15 protein-coding genes and 2 pseudogenes are annotated in these 18,671 nt (G+C 45.4%); 13 read left to right on the top strand and 4 right to left on the bottom strand.

Annotation, left to right across the window (positions count from 1 at the left end; genetic code table 11):
• Positions 1 to 37: 37 nt before the first annotated feature.
• From ypfJ to BQ5796_RS16555, 6 genes are all read left to right on the top strand, one after another.
• On the top strand, positions 38 to 886 hold the full coding sequence (ypfJ, locus tag BQ5796_RS16580) for a KPN_02809 family neutral zinc metallopeptidase (RefSeq protein WP_071461476.1): 849 nt from the start codon (positions 38 to 40) through the stop codon (positions 884 to 886).
• Positions 887 to 1,405: 519 nt separating this feature from the next.
• Positions 1,406 to 2,029: a TetR/AcrR family transcriptional regulator gene (locus tag BQ5796_RS16575; RefSeq protein WP_071461475.1), complete on the top strand. Its 624-nt coding sequence runs from the start codon at positions 1,406 to 1,408 to the stop codon at positions 2,027 to 2,029.
• An 18-nt stretch (positions 2,030 to 2,047) separates the two neighbouring features.
• Entirely contained in the window at positions 2,048 to 2,926 is an 879-nt protein-coding gene (locus tag BQ5796_RS16570; protein WP_071461474.1) for an ABC transporter ATP-binding protein, read from the top strand.
• A 12-nt stretch (positions 2,927 to 2,938) separates the two neighbouring features.
• Positions 2,939 to 3,739 (top strand): ABC transporter permease subunit, encoded by an 801-nt coding sequence (locus tag BQ5796_RS16565; protein WP_071461473.1) that lies wholly within the window; start codon positions 2,939 to 2,941, stop codon positions 3,737 to 3,739.
• An 18-nt stretch (positions 3,740 to 3,757) separates the two neighbouring features.
• The gene (locus tag BQ5796_RS16560) at positions 3,758 to 4,552 is read left to right on the top strand and encodes an ABC transporter permease subunit (RefSeq protein ID WP_071461472.1); all 795 of its coding nucleotides are present in this window, start codon (positions 3,758 to 3,760) and stop codon (positions 4,550 to 4,552) included.
• A gap of 431 nt (positions 4,553 to 4,983) precedes the next feature.
• Positions 4,984 to 6,669: a glycoside hydrolase family 13 protein gene (locus tag BQ5796_RS16555; protein WP_071461471.1), complete on the top strand. Its 1,686-nt coding sequence runs from the start codon at positions 4,984 to 4,986 to the stop codon at positions 6,667 to 6,669.
• Positions 6,670 to 6,691: 22 nt separating this feature from the next.
• On the opposite strand, the gene pepT is transcribed toward BQ5796_RS16555, so the two are convergent.
• Complete coding sequence (pepT, locus tag BQ5796_RS16550; RefSeq protein WP_071461470.1) at positions 6,692 to 7,939, bottom strand: peptidase T; 1,248 nt, start codon at positions 7,937 to 7,939, stop codon at positions 6,692 to 6,694.
• A gap of 195 nt (positions 7,940 to 8,134) precedes the next feature.
• On the opposite strand from pepT, the gene BQ5796_RS16545 reads away from it, so the two are divergent.
• The 5 genes from BQ5796_RS16545 (at position 8,135) to BQ5796_RS16530 (ending at position 13,812) form a co-directional block, all read left to right on the top strand.
• Complete coding sequence (locus tag BQ5796_RS16545) at positions 8,135 to 8,827, top strand: response regulator transcription factor (RefSeq protein ID WP_071461469.1); 693 nt, start codon at positions 8,135 to 8,137, stop codon at positions 8,825 to 8,827.
• Positions 8,805 to 9,308: a hypothetical protein gene (locus BQ5796_RS17755; protein WP_083413206.1), complete on the top strand. Its 504-nt coding sequence runs from the start codon at positions 8,805 to 8,807 to the stop codon at positions 9,306 to 9,308. Before BQ5796_RS16545 ends, BQ5796_RS17755 begins: the two co-directional genes overlap by 23 nt.
• Positions 9,309 to 9,340: 32 nt before the next feature.
• A complete protein-coding gene (locus tag BQ5796_RS16540) occupies positions 9,341 to 10,981 on the top strand; it encodes a sensor histidine kinase (protein WP_141769962.1) in 1,641 nt (546 codons plus the stop codon).
• A 190-nt stretch (positions 10,982 to 11,171) separates the two neighbouring features.
• On the top strand, positions 11,172 to 12,365 hold the full coding sequence (locus tag BQ5796_RS16535) for an MFS transporter (RefSeq protein ID WP_071461468.1): 1,194 nt from the start codon (positions 11,172 to 11,174) through the stop codon (positions 12,363 to 12,365).
• A gap of 538 nt (positions 12,366 to 12,903) precedes the next feature.
• Complete coding sequence (locus BQ5796_RS16530) at positions 12,904 to 13,812, top strand: NAD(P)/FAD-dependent oxidoreductase (protein WP_071461467.1); 909 nt, start codon at positions 12,904 to 12,906, stop codon at positions 13,810 to 13,812.
• A 358-nt stretch (positions 13,813 to 14,170) separates the two neighbouring features.
• On the opposite strand, the pseudogene BQ5796_RS16525 reads toward BQ5796_RS16530, so the two are convergent.
• Positions 14,171 to 14,905, bottom strand: a pseudogene (locus BQ5796_RS16525) (transposase); the annotation flags it as partial.
• Positions 14,906 to 15,111: 206 nt separating this feature from the next.
• Complete coding sequence (locus BQ5796_RS16520) at positions 15,112 to 16,644, bottom strand: FAD-dependent oxidoreductase (RefSeq protein WP_071461528.1); 1,533 nt, start codon at positions 16,642 to 16,644, stop codon at positions 15,112 to 15,114.
• A 213-nt stretch (positions 16,645 to 16,857) separates the two neighbouring features.
• Between BQ5796_RS16520 and BQ5796_RS17750 the strand changes: the two are divergent.
• Both BQ5796_RS17750 and ybaK read left to right on the top strand, forming a co-directional pair.
• A pseudogene (locus BQ5796_RS17750) lies at positions 16,858 to 17,023 on the top strand (UDP-glucose 6-dehydrogenase); the annotation flags it as partial.
• Positions 17,024 to 17,274: 251 nt separating this feature from the next.
• Positions 17,275 to 17,751 carry a Cys-tRNA(Pro) deacylase gene (gene ybaK, locus BQ5796_RS16515; RefSeq protein ID WP_071461466.1) on the top strand — a complete coding sequence of 159 codons (477 nt, stop codon included), beginning with the start codon at positions 17,275 to 17,277 and terminating at the stop codon, positions 17,749 to 17,751.
• Between the two features lie 661 nt (positions 17,752 to 18,412).
• Here the strand turns inward: ybaK and BQ5796_RS16510 are convergent.
• Positions 18,413 to 18,592 carry a hypothetical protein gene (locus BQ5796_RS16510; RefSeq protein ID WP_071461465.1) on the bottom strand — a complete coding sequence of 60 codons (180 nt, stop codon included), beginning with the start codon at positions 18,590 to 18,592 and terminating at the stop codon, positions 18,413 to 18,415.
• Positions 18,593 to 18,671 lie beyond the last annotated feature (79 nt).

Raw genomic sequence — 18,671 nt, 5'->3', positions numbered from 1 at the left:
TAGTAACTATTTTCGTGATACAAGGGGAGGAACACGGATGAAGTGGCAAGGAAGAAGAGGAAGTAATAATGTTGAGGATAGAAGGGGAATGGGCGGCGGCAAGATGGTGTTCGGCGGCGGAATCGGCGGTGTCGTCATTCTGCTGCTTGTGGCGCTGCTAGGCGGAAATCCCGGCGAGCTTTTAAATAGCATGCAGGGAATGACAGGAACAGAATCTAGCGCCCCTTACGAAGAGACGGCGAAAGAAAAAGAACAGGCCGAATTTGTCTCTGTTGTGCTAGCGGATACAGAAGAAGTCTGGAAAGAGGTTTTTGAAAAGAAAGGGATGCAATACAGGGAGCCGAAGCTTGTGCTTTATACAGGCAGCGTCCAATCAGCATGCGGTGCGGCTTCTTCTGCGGTTGGCCCTTTTTACTGTCCCGGCGACCAAAAGCTCTATATTGATTTAAGTTTTTATGATGAACTTCAAAGTAAGTTTGAGGCACCCGGCGACTTTGCGATGGCATATGTGATTGCGCACGAGGTTGGACACCATGTACAGACACTTGAAGGAACGATGGACAAGCTCGCGCCACTCCGCCAAAAGCTGAGCGAGCAAGAGTACAATAAGTACCAAGTAAGGCTCGAGCTGCAAGCGGATTACTACGCAGGCGTATGGGCGCATCATGCCAAAGGAATGGATATCCTTGAAGAAGGCGATCTCGAAGAAGCGTTGAACGCAGCGACGGCAGTGGGGGATGACACCCTTCAAAAAAAAGGTCAAGGCTATGTCGTACCTGAGAGTTTTACCCACGGAACGTCTGCTCAGCGGAAGCGCTGGTTCTACAAAGGCTTCAAGACAGGGAAAATGGAGCAGGGTGACACCTTCAAGGCTGGAAAGCTGTGAGCAGAGATAGATGGCTGTCGAGTTTGTTTCGGCAGCTATTTTTGTAGAAAAGGTATAAATGACAATTTTTAAGCTTTGGTGGAAGAGCAGTAGATTGCGGGTTGATTTACAGAAATTTTCTCATATGGGTCCTGTTAAATAGCTACTGTAGATAAATGATAGATTACCGTAGATAAAGAGTAATTTACCGTAGATAAATTGCCTATTACCGTAGATAAATGGGCCGTTACCGTAGATAACCATATCTAAGAGGCTTCGGGAGGAGCGCAGGAATCGTGTGGAATCGGTTTCACAATGGCACCTTTCGAAAAAAAAACTCCAAAGCACCAAAAACTCCCCCATAAACCCGAGAAAACCAAATGAAAATGACAATTTTTAAGGTTTTTGTGGGGAAAGAGGATGCTGTGTGAAAAGCTCCTGTTCGTCTCAAAATTCATTACTCTTCCCTATTGACCACTGCAGTCAAAATAGAATATAATGGAATTGACCAAAATGGTCAACGCAGAAAGGATGCATATTATGTTTGATAAGTTTCACAGTATCGATGAAGTTAAGCAGGAACGAATTCTGTCTGCTGCCATGAGGGAATTCGCAGAGCAGGGGTACGAGAAGGCTTCGACCAATGCCATTGTGAAGGCTGCAGGTATCTCGAAGGGGCTGCTGTTCCATTATTTTCGCAATAAGAAAGAACTGTATCTTTATTTGTACGATCACTTTTCCGACATTCTAAAAACCGAACTATATGAAAAAATTGACTGGGAGGAAGAGGATCTGCTTTTAAAACTAAGGTCTGTCACGCTGCTAAAATTCGGCCTTGTGAAGAAGTATCCGGAGCTGTTCCATTTTCTTCGTCAAATTTATGAAGAAAAATCGCCTGAGGTTCGACATCTATTAGAAGAGCGCAATAACAATATGACGGAAGAAGCTTTTTCTCGGCTGTTTGCCACTATCGATCCCAATACATTCAAAGAAGGAATCGACATTAAGGCAGCAATAAACATGATTATTTGGACGATCGAAGGTTTTGGCCAAGAATTGCAGCGGAAAGTAAAGGGCGTTCCTGTCGATAAAATCAGTCAAGAAGAAGTCCTTCAAGAAATGGATATTTACCTGGATTTGCTGAAAACCGCATTATATAAGTGATGAGGGGAGTGGGCATACATGAAGGTGATGGAGTTAGAGAACCTGACGAAAAGGTATGGAAAGGCACGAGGAATTGAAGATGTGAGCTTTTCCGTAGAAGAAGGAGAGATTTTTGGCTTTATTGGTCCGAACGGGGCTGGCAAGTCGACGACCATTCGGACGCTTTTATCACTTATCTATCCAACAAGCGGAAGTGCGAAGATTTTCGGAAAGGATTGCGTGAAGTTCGCACCGGAAATTAAGCAGGAAATCGGCTATCTGCCATCAGAGGTTTTTTATTATGACAGCATGAAGGTAATCGACCTTCTGAAGTACTCCGCAAGTTTTTACAAAAAAGATTGCACTGCGAGAATTACGGAGTTAGCGGATGCGATGAATCTTGACCTTGGCAGAAAAATCGGCGATTTATCGCTTGGCAACAAAAAGAAAGTCGGCATTGTCCAGGCGTTGCTTCATTCACCGAAGCTGCTCGTCCTTGATGAACCTACAAGCGGGCTCGATCCGCTCATGCAGCAAAAATTCTTTTCCCTTCTGCGTGAAGAAAACAAGCGCGGCGTGACCATTCTTTTCTCCTCACATGTACTGGGCGAAGTCCAGAAGCTTTGCAGCAGGGTCGCCATTATTAAGGAAGGCAAGATCATCAAAGTGGAAACGATGTCCGTATTGAAAGAAAACAATTATAAAAAGTTCAGGATTGAAACTGGCTCTCCTGTTGCTGAGGATGATTTCAAAATCAGCGGAATTCGCGACTTTGCAGTAAAGGACAATGTGATTACATTCCTCTTTAAAGGCAATCTCAATGAAGTAACCGTGCTGATGGCGAGTCTTGATATTCGTAATCTCCTTGTTGAGGAGCCTGACTTGGAAGAAATCTTTCTCCATTACTATGAGAAGTAGGAGGAGCCCATAATGAATATGTACTTTCATGAGTTAAAGGCGCTTAGAAAGTCCACGATTTTGTGGGCGCTGTCTTTTTCAGCAATTGTTGTCGTGTTCCTATCCCTTTTTCCGTCGATTTCCGCGGATGCAGCAGACTTCAAAGAAATGCTAGCGAGTTATCCTGAATCTGTGCGAAAAGCTGTGGGACTTGAACTTGAAACATTCTTCTCGTTTTTAGGCTATTATTCGTACACTTTTGTTTACATCTCGCTGTGCGGATCTGTGCAGGCAATGAATCTTGGGTTGTCTGTTCTCTCGAAAGAATCTAGGGAAAAAACAGCCGACTTTTTGCTCACTAAACCGGTCAAACGATCGGAAATATACACAGCAAAGGTAATGGCTGCATTGACTTCCATTGCTGCTACAAACGTAGTTTATCAGGCTGCTGCTTGGCTGATGGCATCGCAGGTAGCGGAGGAAGGGTACAACCGAATGGCGTTTTTTCAAATCTCTCTCATTCTTTTCTTTCTCCAGCTGATTTTCCTTTTCCTTGGGCTGATGCTGTCTGTCCTTATAAAAAGAATGAAGGCTGTTCTGACTGTTTCGCTCGGAGTAACTTTTGGTTTCTTTATCTTATCAATGTTGATCGCTACAGGAGATGGCGGGGAAGCAAAACGGTTCCTCACACCGTTCCAGTATTTCGATCCACTCTATACCATTTCCAACGGCTGGTATGACACTCCATACTTGGCAGCTGGTGTGATAATCGTGCTGTTCGCATTTGCAGCATCCTTGTATCTTTATTGGCGTAATGATATTCATTCGGTCTAACGGAAGGGAGGAAGCAAGATGAATATCGTCAGGCGTGAATCAAAAGCCAATGCTAAATCGCTCATTTTATGGTCTGTCGGTTCCGTTATAATGGTAGCTACAGGTATGGCGAAATATGCGGGAATGGCTGGTTCAGGAGACTCAATGAACAAGCTTGTTGCGAGTATGCCAAAGTCGCTCCAGGCAATTATGGGGACCGCCTCATTTGACTTATCAAAGGCAAGCGGCTATTACGGTCTCCTGTTTCTATACTTGCTTGTCATGGGAACCATTCACGCAGCAATGCTTGGGGCTGGCATTATAGCGAAAGAAGAGCGCGATAAAACGGCTGAGTTTTTATTCGCAAAGCCTGTTTCGCGAACAAAAGCCCTCTCAGAGAAATTGCTCGCAGCTGTGGGAAACCTTCTAATATTTAACGCGGTTACACTCTTATCTTCCATTGCTTTTATAAGGATGTACGGAAATGGTGAGCGCTTTGAAGAAACGATCGTTTTACTGATGGCGGCGTTGCTTTTTGGTCAGCTCTTATTCCTTTCGCTCGGAGCCTTTATTGCTGCTATTTTGAAAAGACCTAGTGCAGCAGGGGCTTGTGCAGCGGGAATGCTGCTTTTCACATTCCTGCTTTCGATTGCCGTCAATATGAAAGAAGAACTCCATCTCCTTCGCTACTTGACGCCATTTCAATATTTTGAAGCTTCTAAGATTATGGATGCCGGCTTGGACCCTGTTTTTATCTCACTATCCTTGTTTCTTACAGTAGGATTCACTACGCTTGCGTATTATTTCTATAATCGGAAGGATTTGGGAAGTTAGGAGGCCGTCCTTGTTGAGCCGACCTTCCTTTTTTTACGAAAAAAAAGATTGCATGCGTAGTGCGATAATACTGCTGAATAAAAAAGATTTCTCTTGGTATAATTTATATTAATAGGAAAAAATCGTTATTTTTTTAGCAGCATGTGCAAACGCTTTACTTTGGAGAGTGCACAAAACAGTGGCATCTAGCTCTACCAGGATTAACAATCGGAATCGTACCGGTTATTATTGCATACTTCTTTGCCCAGCGTGAAATCATTAAAGGCATTTCTGAAAGGAGCAGTGAAGTAGGTTAGGACACTCCGCTCTTCCCGCTCAGCAGGCCTTCCGGCAACAATGAATGGAAATCCAGTTGATCGTGCACTGCAAGGAACGCGCTAAGCCAGAACGTAATGAAATAGATGAAAGCAAATAAGGATGAGAGGTCAGCTATGGACAATTTATGGTGGAAAGAAGCCGTTGCCTATCAAATTTATCCTCGGAGCTTCATGGACCATGATGGGGACGGAATTGGCGATATAACCGGAATTATTTCGAAGCTCGACTATTTGAAGGAGCTAGGGATCGATGTCATTTGGGTATGCCCGATGTATGATTCTCCAAACGATGATAACGGCTACGATATCAGTGATTATCATGCAATCATGAAAGAATTCGGAACGATGGATGACTTCAACCTCCTGCTTGAGGAAGTGCATGCAAGGGGAATGAAGCTGATTCTTGACCTTGTCATCAATCATACGAGCGATGAGCATCCATGGTTCATTGAGTCAGCATCATCAAAAGACAGCCAGAAGCGCGACTGGTATATTTGGCGTGATGGCAAGGACGGCAAGGAGCCGAATAACTGGGAAAGCATTTTTGGCGGATCAGCATGGAAGTATCATGAAGGTACGGGTCAATATTACCTTCACATTTTCTCGAAAAAACAGCCGGATCTCAATTGGGAGAACAGGGAAGTGAGAGAAGCTCTCTATGAAATGGTGAACTGGTGGCTGGACAAGGGGATTGACGGTTTTCGCGTCGATGCGATCAGCCATATTAAAAAAGAAGAAGGTCTCCTTGATATGCCAAATCCAGAAGGATTGCAGTATGTGTCCTCTTTCCCGAAGCATATGAATGTTAAAGGAATCCACCGCTTTTTGAAGGAGCTGAAGGAAGAGACCTTCGCAAAGCATGACATCATGACGGTCGGCGAAGCGAACGGCGTCAGCGTCGAGGATATTGATCTATGGGTAGGAAATGAAAAAGGGAAATTCAACATGGTGTTTCAGTTTGAGCACTTGTCGCTTTGGGATGCCGAAACGAAAAAAGAGCTTGATATTAGGGCATTCAAAGAAGTGCTGACTCGCTGGCAGAAAGGGATGGAAGGGAAAGGGTGGAATGCGCTTTTCATTGAAAATCACGATAAGCCGAGGGCGGTTTCGAGCTGGGGAGATGACGGCAAGTACTGGCGTGAAAGTGCGACAGCTTTTGCGGCGTTGTACTTTCTCATGCAAGGCACGCCGTTCATCTACCAAGGACAGGAAATCGGCATGACGAATGTCCAGTTTGAATCGATTGAGGATTATAATGATGTTGCGACGATTAATTTGTATAACCAAGGGATAGCTGATGGCAAGTCTCATAGTGAAATGATGGAGATTATCTGGGCTTCGAGCCGAGATAATTCCCGAACGCCGATGCAATGGTCGGGAGCAGAAAACGGCGGTTTTTCAACAGGAACGCCGTGGATGAAGGTGAATCCGAATTTCCGCGAAATCAATGTCGAAGCGCAGGTTAACGAGGAGCGTTCTGTTTTAGCTTTTTACAAAGCGTTGATTAGGCTAAGGAAAAACAGCGATCTATTCGTCTATGGAAGTTACGAAGTCAGAGACGAAGAGAATCCGCAAACTTTTGTCTATACGAGGGAACAGAATGGAGAAAAGGCTGTGGTGATCACCAATCTTTCCGGACAGCAGGCTAGCTTCACTTGCGGCATGGGGGAAAGCCTTGCATTTGAAGATTTGCTTTTAAGCAATTATGAAATTGAAGACCACGCGCCCCTTCACCATGTGGAATTAAAGCCTTATGAGGCGAGAGTATACAAAATGAAAAAAGCACACGACCAAGGCTGATGCCGAGGGCGTGTGCTTTTTGCTATTGCGCTGAGGATGAAGCTTTTTCTTCGAATAAACGGCAAACTTCAACGATCACGTTGACGCTTTTTTCCATGTTATCGAGGGAAGCGAACTCGTATCTGCCGTGGAAGTTTTCTCCGCCGGTAAAAATATTCGGTGTCGGCAGTCCCATATAGCTTAGCTGGGAGCCGTCCGTGCCGCCTCTAATCGGCTTCACGATTGGTGCGATATCAAGGTTCGTCATTGCTTCGTGAGCGATATCGACAATTTCCTTCACAGGCTCGATTTTGTCTTTCATGTTGTAGTACTGGTCATGCATTTCGATATGGATCGCATCGCTGCCGTATTTCTCTTGGAGCTCCGCTGCGATTTTTTTCATCGTGTTCTTCCGCTCTTCAAAAGCAGCCTTGTCAAAGTCGCGAATGATATAGTCTAGGATCGTTTCTTCAACATCTCCATGGAAGGAGGATAAATGATAGAACCCTTCGTAGCCTTCCGTATGTTCCGGAGCGTCTAGGGCAGGGAGCTTGCTGTTGAACTCCATTGCGAGCTTCGTCGAGTTGACCATTTTATTTTTCGCCGTGCCAGGATGGACGTTTTGTCCTTTGAACGTAATTTTTGCAGCAGCCGCGTTGAAGCTTTCGTATTCAAGTTCGCCAAGCGGGCCGCCATCGATTGTATAAGCGAATTTGGCGCCGAACCTTTCGACATCAAATTTATGCGGGCCGCGGCCAATTTCTTCGTCAGGAGTAAAGGCAACGCGGATTTTTCCATGCTTGATTTCTGGATGCTGTATGAGATAGTCCATCGCTGTCATAATCTCAGCGACACCTGCTTTGTTGTCTGCTCCAAGAAGCGTAGTGCCGTCTGTTGTGATCAGCGTGTGGCCCTTGTAGGAAGGGAGCGCTGGGAAGCTTGATGGAGAAAGCGTAATCCCCAGCTCTTTGTTCAGGATGATGTCGTTCCCATCGTAGTTCTCGACTACTTGTGGGTTCACATTTTTACCGGTAAAATCTGTCGCCGTGTCCACATGCGCCAAAAACCCGATGACTGGCACATCCTTATCGGTGTTAGCCGGAAGAGTCGCCATTACATAGCCATTTTCATCCATGCCCACATCCTTCATGCCCAATGCTTCTAATTCTTTGACAAGCTGGCGAGCTAGTATCAGCTGCCCTGGTGTCGATGGCGTTGTGCTGCTTTCTTCGTTAGACTGCGTGTCTACTTTTACATAGGAAATGAACCTTTCCAGTAACGCTTCTTTCATTTTCTTCAGCTCCCTTACCGAGTATGTAACGAACGGAAAACCTTATTGTTTCCAATAGTCACATTATATAATAGATGCTAGCATAGACGTTCGTTTTTTCAGAAAAAAAAGAACTTAAGAAAATCTTAAGAAGTATGCCGAGAGAATATTAAGATATTCCGGCTAAGATAGTGTCAGGTAAAGGAGAGGTTAGCAATGGAAAAGTATACGGTGCTGGTGGTCGATGACGAGAAGGAAATTCGCGAGGCGATCGGAATTTACCTGCGTAACGAAGGGTATGAGGTCATTTTTGCAGAGGATGGGATGGAAGCGATTGAGGTGCTTCACAGTAGCAAGGTTCACTTAATCATCCTAGATGTCATGATGCCAAGGCAGGACGGAATCTCGACAACGTTTAAGATTCGCGAGGAAAAGAATATCCCAATTATCATGCTGAGCGCAAAGAGCGAAGACACTGATAAAATTCTCGGCCTTCAAGTAGGTGCCGATGATTATATCACGAAGCCTTTCAACCCGCTTGAACTAATCGCAAGGGTGAAATCGCAGCTCCGTCGGTATGTGAAGCTCGGAAAATATGAAGGTGGGGAAAGTGTGATTGACTTGCGTGGGCTTTGCCTTTATAAAAGGGCAAAGGAAGTGACGGTGGACGGAGAAGCAGTGAAGCTTACGCCAATCGAATACCGGATCGTTGAATTGTTAATGACGAATGCAGGCCGTGTGTTTTCCATCGATGAGATTTATGAGCGAGTGTGGAAGGAGCCGGGGTTCAACGCAGAGAATACCGTTGCCGTTCATATCCGGAAAATTCGCGAAAAAATCGAAATTAACCCGAAGAATCCGAAATATTTAAAGGTGGTGTGGGGAATTGGATACAAGATGGAAAAATAGACTGCTGTTTTTCGGATGGGCTCTGCTGTTTGTTATTGGCTTATGCGGTCCAGTGGCAGCTTACTTTTATCAGGAGTACTTTAATAGCAGCTACTTTCACACAAAGCAATTTGAGATGGAACTGGAGCAATTTATCTATGACAATGCTGCCTTGGAATGGAATGGCATGACATGGGAGGAAGCAAAAAAAGAATTAATCAAGGTGAAAGAAGAGGAATTAAGCGAGTACCGTATAGAAAAAGGCGAATATAATGAACAGCTTTCAAATATTAAGGCAGAATATGAAAGGAAAATTGGTGAAGCTAACATTTCCGGGAATAAAGAAGCTGCGGATTATTATCAAAAAGAACGTGACGCCAAATTGGATGATGTAACAAAAGTGTTCAATGATGACGAATACCTTCGAAAAAAATCACCAAAGAGAAAGAAAAAGAAATTGATCGTAATTATCAGTCGCTGGGCAGCATCAGGGGAGACGTAGAAAAATTAGCGACCGCCTACAAATATTATTTGGTGGATGATAAAACGGGTGAAGCTTTTACAAATATTAGGGCGAAATCCGTTAGTGAAGCAAAGGATATCCTAGACAAGGATAGCATGCTGTTTGTCCAAGATTATGATGGTTTTTCGTTATCTGATATTTACTGGGAAAGAACGGGAACACTGCCTATGGGTATCCGCAATACAATGGACAGAACGCTGGAAGGGAGGATCGCTGTAACAAAATCTGCGCCTGACTCCAATCCATTAATCGTTTCTTATCACGATTTTAAAAAAACACAAAAGACCTTCTGGATTCTTATCACTACAAGCATTCTTGCACTTATTGGCTGCCTTCTTACGTTTAAAAAATTGAGGCTGCATGGACTATCTTTCTTAGACCGAATTCCTGTCGATATTAGGATTGGTGCTGCGGCTGGGGTGAGTTTGCTAGTCTTTGCCTGTACGGCAGTCATCAGTCAAAATATACTTTTCACATGGAGAGTAGACTGGATGGAGACAATCTTCTGCTTGTTCATCGGAGCGTTATTTGCTGCTTTTGCTGTCTGGCTGTGGAGAAGGATATTTGTTAGGTTAAATTCCACTAACGGCTTCAGCGAAGAAGTGAATGGAAGTCTTACTGTAAAAACATTGAACGGTCTGAAAGATGTTTTCCTCGATCGGAGCATTGGATTCCAGATGTTTTTCCTCCTCGGATTGGTATTTTTCATGGGCGGGGTATTGGCGGTAACCATACTGCATCAAGAGATTGTACTGCTATTATTCGGAACAATGCTCATAGCAGTCCCAGCAGCAATCATTTTGTTGAAACGAACAAGTTATTTTAACCGAATTGTCGCTAGTGCTGCTGATATTGCCGCAGGAAGGCCGGGGCCTGATTTGCCTGTAAAGGGAAAATCAGCGTTTGCGAGGCTTGCAGAATCGATCAATAAAATAAAGTCAGGTGTGGAAATTTCGCAGAATGAACAGGCGAAAAGTGAAAGGCTGAAGACGGAACTCATTACCAATGTCAGCCATGACTTGAGGACGCCTTTGACTTCAATCATTACGTACACGGAATTGCTGAAGAATGATCAAGTCAGCGAGAGTGAACGCGTCGACTATATGGAGATCATTGACCGGAAGTCAAAGCGGCTAAAGGTGCTGATCGATGATTTGTTTGAAGCTTCTAAAATGGCTAGTGGAAATGTCGATCTCGAAAGGCAAAAAGTCGACATCGTTCAGCTGTTGCAGCAGGCGCTAGCTGAGCATGACGAAAAGATTGCAGCTTCCCCGCTTACCTTTAGGGTGAACGCTCCGGAAACTCCTGTGTTTGCAGCAGTAGACGGGCAGAAACTCTGGCGCGTGTTCGACAATCTGATAGGCAATATCCTGAAGTATTCCTTGGACAATACGAGAGTGTTTGTTTCTCTCAGCAAGGAAGGCAATGACGCAGTCCTCGCATTCAAAAATACAACAAAGTACGAATTAAGCGAAAATGTAGATGAACTGTTTGAGCGTTTCAAGCGCGGTGACGAATCGCGCCATACAGAAGGATCAGGCCTAGGACTCGCTATTGCTAAATCAATTGTTGACCTGCACGGCGGAAGCATGGAAATCAGCGTCGATGGCGACCTGTTCAAAGTGCTGATAACACTAAAGTTAATAGCTTAAACGAAGGAAAAGCTCTTGCACAGTTGAGGTGTACAGGGGCTTTTTGTATTCTGCAGAAGTTAAGAGGAGCTTTTTCGATAAAAGAATGACAAGTGTCAAGACAAGTGTTAGAATACTATTTGCAGTTTAAAGCAGGTATAAAAGAAGAAATATAGAACAGAGATAAAAAACCTGCGAGGGGGTTGTTTGGATGGGAGACGGAAAGGCGATTTCGGACAAGAAGCTGCTTGGCGTTGCCGGAATGGGATGGATGTTTGACGCAATGGACGTTGGTATGCTGGCATTCATCATTGCGGCGCTTCAGGCTGACTGGGGTTTGTCCGTCAAAGAAATGGGCTGGATCGGCAGCGTCAATTCCATCGGCATGGCTGTGGGGGCGCTTGTCTTCGGATTGATGGCAGACCGAGTTGGCCGGAAAAACGTGTTCATGATTACCTTGCTGTTGTTTTCAATCGGCAGCGGAGTCTCTGCGTTTGCCGGTTCGCTCGCCGTGTTTCTGGCGCTTCGCTTTATCATTGGAATGGGACTTGGCGGAGAGCTGCCAGTGGCATCCACGCTCGTCTCGGAAAGCGTGTCCGCAGATAGGCGCGGCCGGGTTGTTGTGCTGCTGGAAAGCTTTTGGGCGTTTGGCTGGCTGCTTGCAGCGTTGATTTCGTACTTTATCATTCCGGAATACGGCTGGAAATGGGCGCTTTTGATTAGCACGCTGCCGGCATTTTATGCGATTTACCTTCGGATCAGCCTGCCTGATTCGCCAAAGTTTCTCGCCGTAAAGAAAGTGGAACGAGGCTCAATTTGGAGTGTTTGGTCGAAAGAGCATGCGAAAAAAACTGCTGTGCTATGGGTGCTTTGGTTTTGCGTTGTTTTTTCCTATTATGGTATGTTTCTTTGGCTGCCAAGCGTGATGGTGATGAAAGGATTCAGCATGATCAAGAGTTTTGAGTATGTGCTCATCATGACGCTCGCCCAGCTGCCGGGCTATTTCACAGCAGCATGGCTCATCGAGAAAGCCGGCCGGAAGTTTGTCCTTGTCACGTATCTTGCGGGAACGGCATTGAGCGCATATTTTTTCGGGTCGGCAGATGCGCTTTGGCTGCTCATCACATCAGGCATCTTCCTCTCCTTCTTTAATCTTGGCGCATGGGGAGCGCTGTACGCGTACACGCCTGAGCAATATCCGACAAGCATTCGCGGAACAGGTGCAGGGATGGCTGCATCCTTCGGCAGAATCGGCGGAATTCTCGGTCCGCTGCTCGTACCCTATTTGATGGCGAACGATGTCAGTATTGGGATGATATTCATGATTTTCACCATCTCCATCCTCATTGGGGTGGCAGCTGTCCTCATCTGGGGAACGGAAACGAAAAATACAGAACTAGCATAATCCAAAGAAAAGTCGAGGTTGCCACAGGCAAACCTGGGCTTTTTTATCATGTGGTGTCGTTATCTGACTGAAAAAAAACTTGTCTCCCGCCAGGATGTGATAGACTTGGCGCTCTACTGTCATGTACACTCCTGTCAGAATATTTAAAAATCATTATTCTGCATTTGGACATGTTGGTGCAAACAAAAATAGGGGGTATTGACACTGTTAGGAAAGGCAATAAAGAAGATACGGCCTTTGTTCTCCCTTCTGCCCTATCCTTTCACTGTTTGACTCTATCGCACTTGGTGTTAAAAGATTCATTAAGAAATTCATATCCTATTAGGTATTTAGCGCATAAATGCAAGAGTGTTTATTTATTAATCGAAGAGTCTAAAAAGATTACAACTATTTGCTTTAAAGGGAAGTAAATCAAAGTCGACTGATCTAATAAAAGGGTGGCTTATTACACTATTAGAGCGGTATGGTGATTACCCTTCCTGAATAAGGGAACTATCTATCATAGGTAGTTTTTTTTACAAAAAGGAGGAACTGGATATTGAGATATGACACGGTGATCGTCGGCGGTGGAATTGCAGGATTGCAGGCTGCAATCCAGCTTGGGCGCTATCAATATAAAGTGCTTGTGATTGATGATGGTGATGGCCGCTCGGCGATTTGCCATAACTATCATAATATCCTCGGTTATCCTAACGGAATTAGCGGGCCGGAGCTTCTTCGCCTTGGTCGAGAGCAGGCTGGCGTGCTTGGAGTGGAGTTCGTGGAGGACACTGCTGTTTCAGTGGAAAAGCGGGAAAGCGATTTTGTCATTGAAACGAAAGAAGGTCAGCGTTACGAATGCAGGCGCCTGCTCTTGGCGACAGGGGTGATGGACCGGATTCCGCCATGGCCTGAACTTAGGCCTTGCCTTGGAAACAGCGTGTATGTTTGTCCTGACTGCGATGGCTATGAAATCTCCGGGAAGAAAACGATTGTCCTAGGGTCCGGCAATCCGGGCGCAAATATGGCAAGAATTCTTAGCTTCTGGTCAAAAGATATTATCTTTGTGAACCATGAAGGTAGAGAGGTGGACAGCGATGTGCGCCGGCGGCTCGATGAAAAAGGAATTCGCTATGTAGAGGAGCTGATTGATCGTATTTTAGCAGATGATACGGCCTTTCAGGGCGTTTTGCTGAAAAGTGGCGAGAAAGTGGAGGCTGAACGGGGCTTCGTTGCATTCGGCGGCAATGAGGTCAAGTCGCAGCTTGCTGAAGGGCTTGGTGTCGATTTGCATACGAACAAGCATATCCTTGCTGACCCACGCACGAAAATGACGAATATCGAGCATGTCTGGGCGGCAGGTGACATTCTTGCCCACTCCGAGCAAGTGACAATAGCCATGGGGGACGGCTCCCAGGCAGGCATCTGGATTCACAAGTCACTAGTTAAGGAAGACAAAGGGGAATAGGGCTGGTTTTTTAGAAGGATTAAGGTTGAGTTTTTCCCCAATTTGTATTTTTGGTAAAATTACCGGATTTTTTGGTCGAATCATCGAAAAACTTGGTCGAATTGTTGTGATTCTTGGTCGAATAACGTTATTTCTCGAGAGATTGCATTATTCCCAGATGCCGATAGTCAAGATTCCCAAGATATTATCCTGTTTATTGGAAAATTTCCCAATCGTTGAATAAAAAAACGGCCCTCGGGCCGTTTTCAGCTTGTGGAGAAAGGCACCTTTATTTCTTCCACAGGCTTTTTTATTTTAATTCCATTTAGCTTTTTTACTGTTTAATATCTCCTTTTCATAAAAAAACAAAGATCGCCACTCACTTTCCTAGCCTTGCTAGGTGTGTGACGATCTTTTTTATATTCTGGCACGCTGCAGTGAGTAGGACCTGCTCACTCGCATTGTGCAATCCCCGTAACCGGCAATAGCGAAGCCCATGCAGTTCTTTTGAATCTGCGAAGCTTCGCTCTACTTTTTCTTTTCTGAACTTATAAAGCATCTTTCCAGAGAGGGAGAGCCTGTTTTGACGAACCTTCTCCTTGAATTCTTCCCACACATGGCGCGTAACGATCTTTTGTGTATTCCTTGATCGGGTACACTCCTTTAGGAGGGGGCATTCGGAACATCTCTTTGGATCTGACTTATATTCACGGTAACCTTCTCTTGTCGTTGTACGATAAACTAACTCCTGTCCATTTGGACAAATGTAAACATCTTTCTCTTTATGATAGGTAAACTTCCATTTAGGAAAAAGTCCTTTTGTCGGCTGGTATCTACGATGGGCGATCACTCCAAAAACCTTACGGTCATGAAGTCCTTTACAAATTGGATTTGTTAAATATCCTGAGTCGAGTGCCACTGCTTCTACCTTAAATCCAAAACGATCCATCTGACGGTCAAGCCTAGAAAGATAAGGGACAGAGTCATGGACATTTCCCGGAGTAACATAAGCATCAGTAATGATATTGAACTTCATATCGGTTGTTCGATGATCAAGATAACAGAACATCTCCTGCTTATTTTCCCTGGACATGAAGCCACAATCTGGATCGGTTGTANTGGGGAACCAAATCCTCAATTAAAACAAATTCTGCTTCTCCTTGTAATTCCCTTTTCGGTTTGAACATCGCATCCACCATCCTAAGTGTCATATTAATAATATTATATCAAATTAACGCGGTGAATGGTTAAAGAAATCGGATAAAAATTAGGCTGTCGAGAGTTTCTCGACAGCCTGAAAACGGCCCTCGGGCCGTTTTTTCATTCCTCTGATAGCTTTTTCAGCGGCAATTCTGCCGGACCTTCCATGACATCTCCTTTATAAGAGAAACGGGAGCCATGGCATGGGCAGTCCCAACTGCGTTCGTCGGTGTTCCAGTTCAGTTCGCAGCCCATATGCGTGCAAGTAGTGTCAACAAGATGGAGGACCCCATCCTTATCGCGATAGGCGCCGGCGCGCTTGCCATCTACTGTCACTGCTGCTCCTTCATCTTTGCCAAGGCTATCCGGATCAGCGGTTGGGCGGTCGAGCTTCCCTTTGATCAAATCTTTTGCCACCCCAGCATTGAACGAGATAAATTGCAATACATCAGGATCTGCGTGGAATCGCTGTGGTTCGAACATTTCAGCATATGGGTTGTCCCTGCCGACAATTCGGTCTGCCAGCATCATGGCGGCATTTGTCCCGTTTGTCATTCCCCATTTTCGGTAGCCTGTCGCAACGAAAATGTTGTCCGTTGATGAGGAATACTTGCCGACGAATGGAACCTTATCAAGCGTAATCGGGTCCTGCGCCGACCAGCGATACGGGATGCTTTTGACACCGAAGTTTTTTTCAGCAAAATCGACAATCGCTTCGTAATATGAATGCGTGTTTTCTTTCTTCCCTGTATCGTGGCTGTCACCGCCAAAAATAATGACTTTTTCACCGTTATAATGAGCCGACCTCATCGAACGTGAAGGAGTTTCCGCATTGATAAACATCCCACCCGGGAACTCTTTCTCCGTCTGAATTGCCATCGCGTATGAGCGGCTCCAGTACATTCTGCTGAAGTAAAAACCTTTCAGGTCATAAAAAGGAGTGTGAGATGCAATGATCATTTGCTGGCATGCTACTCTATGATCGTCCCTTGTCGTGATGACTGGGCGATTTCCTTCTTCCATATCGACAGCTGTTGTGTGTTCATAAATCTGCCCGCCCAACCGCGTGATTTCCTCAACAAGATGCTTCAAGTATCGTAGTGGATGAAATTGCATTTGGTCCTTCATGATAATTGCGGCCTTCGCCTCGACTGGAATCGGAATCTTAGAAACGTACTCCCCAGCAATCCCAAGCTTTTCATATGCCTTGAATTCGTCCATGAGCTGCTGCAGCTTGCTGCCGGAATTCGTATAAATATACGCATCCTCTTCGGAATAATCGCAATCAATGTTGTTGTTTTTAATCAGGTCCTTCATGTATTGCAGTGCATTATGGTTCGCTTGGTAATAGAGCTTGGCTTTTTCCTCGCCGAAGTGGTTAATCAGTTCATCATAAATGATGCTATGCTGCGCGGTCGCTTTCGCTGTTGTATGGCCTGTCGTTCCGTTCAATATAACTCCTGCTTCGAGCAAGACCACCTTCACGCCTTCCTTAGCCAATAGGTAAGCGGCTGTAATCCCGGTAATTCCTCCGCCAACGATGGCTACTTCTGTTTCAAGGTCCTCGGAAAGCTTTGGGAAAGACGGGAGATCAGCTGTCCCGCGCCAGAACGGCTCAGGAAATTGGGGCATCCTTTTATTGTTTTCCTTCATCAATGCATCCTCCTCCAAAATTACTACTCCTGTTAATTTTTACTGATTCGGTGAAAAAATGTATCTCGGACAAAATATCCTGCTCCTTTCACCTTTACCCGGCACTGGCCGATTTATTCAACGGAACTCCCTAGTGGGTTTCTTTTTCCAAAGGAATTTGCTGTTGTTGATGGTAAAATGATAAAAAAGAACGTAAAGAAGGGACAGACATAATTGAACATCACAGTTGCGGGGAAAGGGTACGTCGGCCTAGTGACAGGGGTTTGCTTTGCTGAAGTGGGCCATCGGGTAAGTTTGCTACGATACCGAGGATGGAAAAATAAACCTGCTCAAGGTTGGGCGCAGTCCGATATATGAGCCTGGACTCAAGGAAATGCTGAAACAGATTTGGGGAAAGGCTAGTGTATGCTGTTTCTTCAGAAGAAGCATTGCATGGAGCTGAAATGGCGTTCCTTGTAACAGAGGGGCCTGAAATTGCGGGTCTTACCCTCGAGAGCTATAAGATGTGGATATAATAGCCAGTGCTTTTTGATGGGCGAAACTGCTACACGCCGGTGCTGCTGAGAAGGCAGGTCTCACGTACATCTCCGTTGGCAGGAGAGCGATTATTCAAGAGAAGGAGAGAGAAGAATGGCTGCAAAAACCAATGCAATGAGGCTGCTCGACCAGAAATCGATCCAGTACGAGCTGCTGACTTATGATAACAAGGATGGAAAAATCGACGGCGTCTCCGTTGCGGCAAAAATCGGCCGGCCTGCGGAAACGGTGTATAAGACACTTGTGGCAACGTCAGGCGGAAAGGAAATCTATGTGTTCATCATCCCGGTTGCTGCAGAACTTGACTTGAAAAAGGCATCACAAGCAGCAGGGGAGAAGAAAGTAGAAATGCTGCCCGTCAAAGATATTCAAAAATTTACCGGCTATGTGCGCGGCGGCTGCTCCCCACTCGGCATGAAAAAAAGCTATCGAACCTTCATAGACAAGAGTGCGGGAGAACTAACAGAAATGATCGTCAGCGCAGGGAAAATTGGGCTCCAAATTGCGCTTGCCCCTGTAGATTTAGTACAGGCAGCAGAAGCTGAACTGGCAGAATTGGTGAAAAACTAATATTGGTGTTGGGAAAAGCCTGGATGCTTATCTAGGCTTTTTTATTGGCGAGGACCGGAGTGGAGTGGGGTATCAGGAGTGCCTGGACATGGAATCAAGCATGGTCGGGACGGGATCACCGAGTTGGTGAGAGAATCAACTATTCGGGGAGAGAGATCAACCAAGTTTCGTAGAGAATCAACCACGAGTTGCGAGTTATCCACCATCTTGCTGCGAAAATCAACCACTTTTGGGGAGAAATCAACCAACAATACAATGTTATCAACCAAACGCAGCCGTGGCGCGATTTCCGTGGACGATCCTCCCTCCTCTAGGGCACGTACCCATTAAAAAAAGTCGCTAAGAGAGCTATGTTCCTCGAATCAAGCGACAATGTTGAATGTTAAGCTTCTAATCTAGTACCTCTTTCTCTCCGTGGAGGGCGGAATCAATCAACATGTTGATAGAATCAACCACGAGTTGCGAGTTATCCACCATCTTGCTGCGAAAATCAACCCCTTTTGGGGAGAAATCAACCAACTTCGCGCAGTTATCAACCAACCACAGCTACGGCGCGTTTTCCGTGGACACTCCTCCCTCCGCCAGGGCACGTACCCATGAAAAAAAGTCGCTAAGAGAGCTATGTTCCTCGAATCAAGCGACAATGTTGAATGTCAGGCTTCTAATCTAGTACCTCTTTCTCTCCGTGGAGGGCGGAATCAATCAACATGTTGATAGAATCAACCACGAGTTGCGAGTTATCCACCATCTTGCGGCGGAAATCAACCACTTTTGGGGAGAAATCAACCAACAATACAAAGTTATCAACCAAACGCAGCCGTGGCGCGTTTTCCGTGGACACTCCTCCCTCCTCCAGGGCACGTACCCATTAAAATAGTGGCATTTCCTACAAATTAAAAAATGGGCATTCACCCAGCGGG

The organism is Bacillus massilinigeriensis (genome assembly GCF_900111815.1).
Classification (GTDB): Bacteria; Bacillota; Bacilli; order Bacillales; family Cytobacillaceae; genus Mesobacillus_C; species Mesobacillus_C mediterraneensis.
Note: the sequence above shows the minus strand (reverse complement) of the source record. Positions and strands in the feature narration are given on the sequence as shown.

Excerpts from the sequence above, each read along its gene's own strand:
- pepT (WP_071461470.1), bottom strand. The coding sequence starts at position 7,939 with ATGAAAGAAGCGTTACTGGAAAGGTTCATTTCCTATGTAAAAGTAGAC.
- ypfJ (WP_071461476.1), top strand. The coding sequence starts at position 38 with ATGAAGTGGCAAGGAAGAAGAGGAAGTAATAATGTTGAGGATAGAAGG.
- BQ5796_RS16535 (WP_071461468.1), top strand. The coding sequence starts at position 11,172 with ATGGGAGACGGAAAGGCGATTTCGGACAAGAAGCTGCTTGGCGTTGCC.
- ybaK (WP_071461466.1), top strand. The coding sequence starts at position 17,275 with ATGGCTGCAAAAACCAATGCAATGAGGCTGCTCGACCAGAAATCGATC.
- BQ5796_RS16520 (WP_071461528.1), bottom strand. The coding sequence starts at position 16,644 with ATGAAGGAAAACAATAAAAGGATGCCCCAATTTCCTGAGCCGTTCTGG.
- BQ5796_RS16545 (WP_071461469.1), top strand. The coding sequence starts at position 8,135 with ATGGAAAAGTATACGGTGCTGGTGGTCGATGACGAGAAGGAAATTCGC.
- BQ5796_RS16575 (WP_071461475.1), top strand. The coding sequence starts at position 1,406 with ATGTTTGATAAGTTTCACAGTATCGATGAAGTTAAGCAGGAACGAATT.
- BQ5796_RS16555 (WP_071461471.1), top strand. The coding sequence starts at position 4,984 with ATGGACAATTTATGGTGGAAAGAAGCCGTTGCCTATCAAATTTATCCT.
- BQ5796_RS16565 (WP_071461473.1), top strand. The coding sequence starts at position 2,939 with ATGAATATGTACTTTCATGAGTTAAAGGCGCTTAGAAAGTCCACGATT.
- BQ5796_RS16570 (WP_071461474.1), top strand. The coding sequence starts at position 2,048 with ATGAAGGTGATGGAGTTAGAGAACCTGACGAAAAGGTATGGAAAGGCA.
- BQ5796_RS16560 (WP_071461472.1), top strand. The coding sequence starts at position 3,758 with ATGAATATCGTCAGGCGTGAATCAAAAGCCAATGCTAAATCGCTCATT.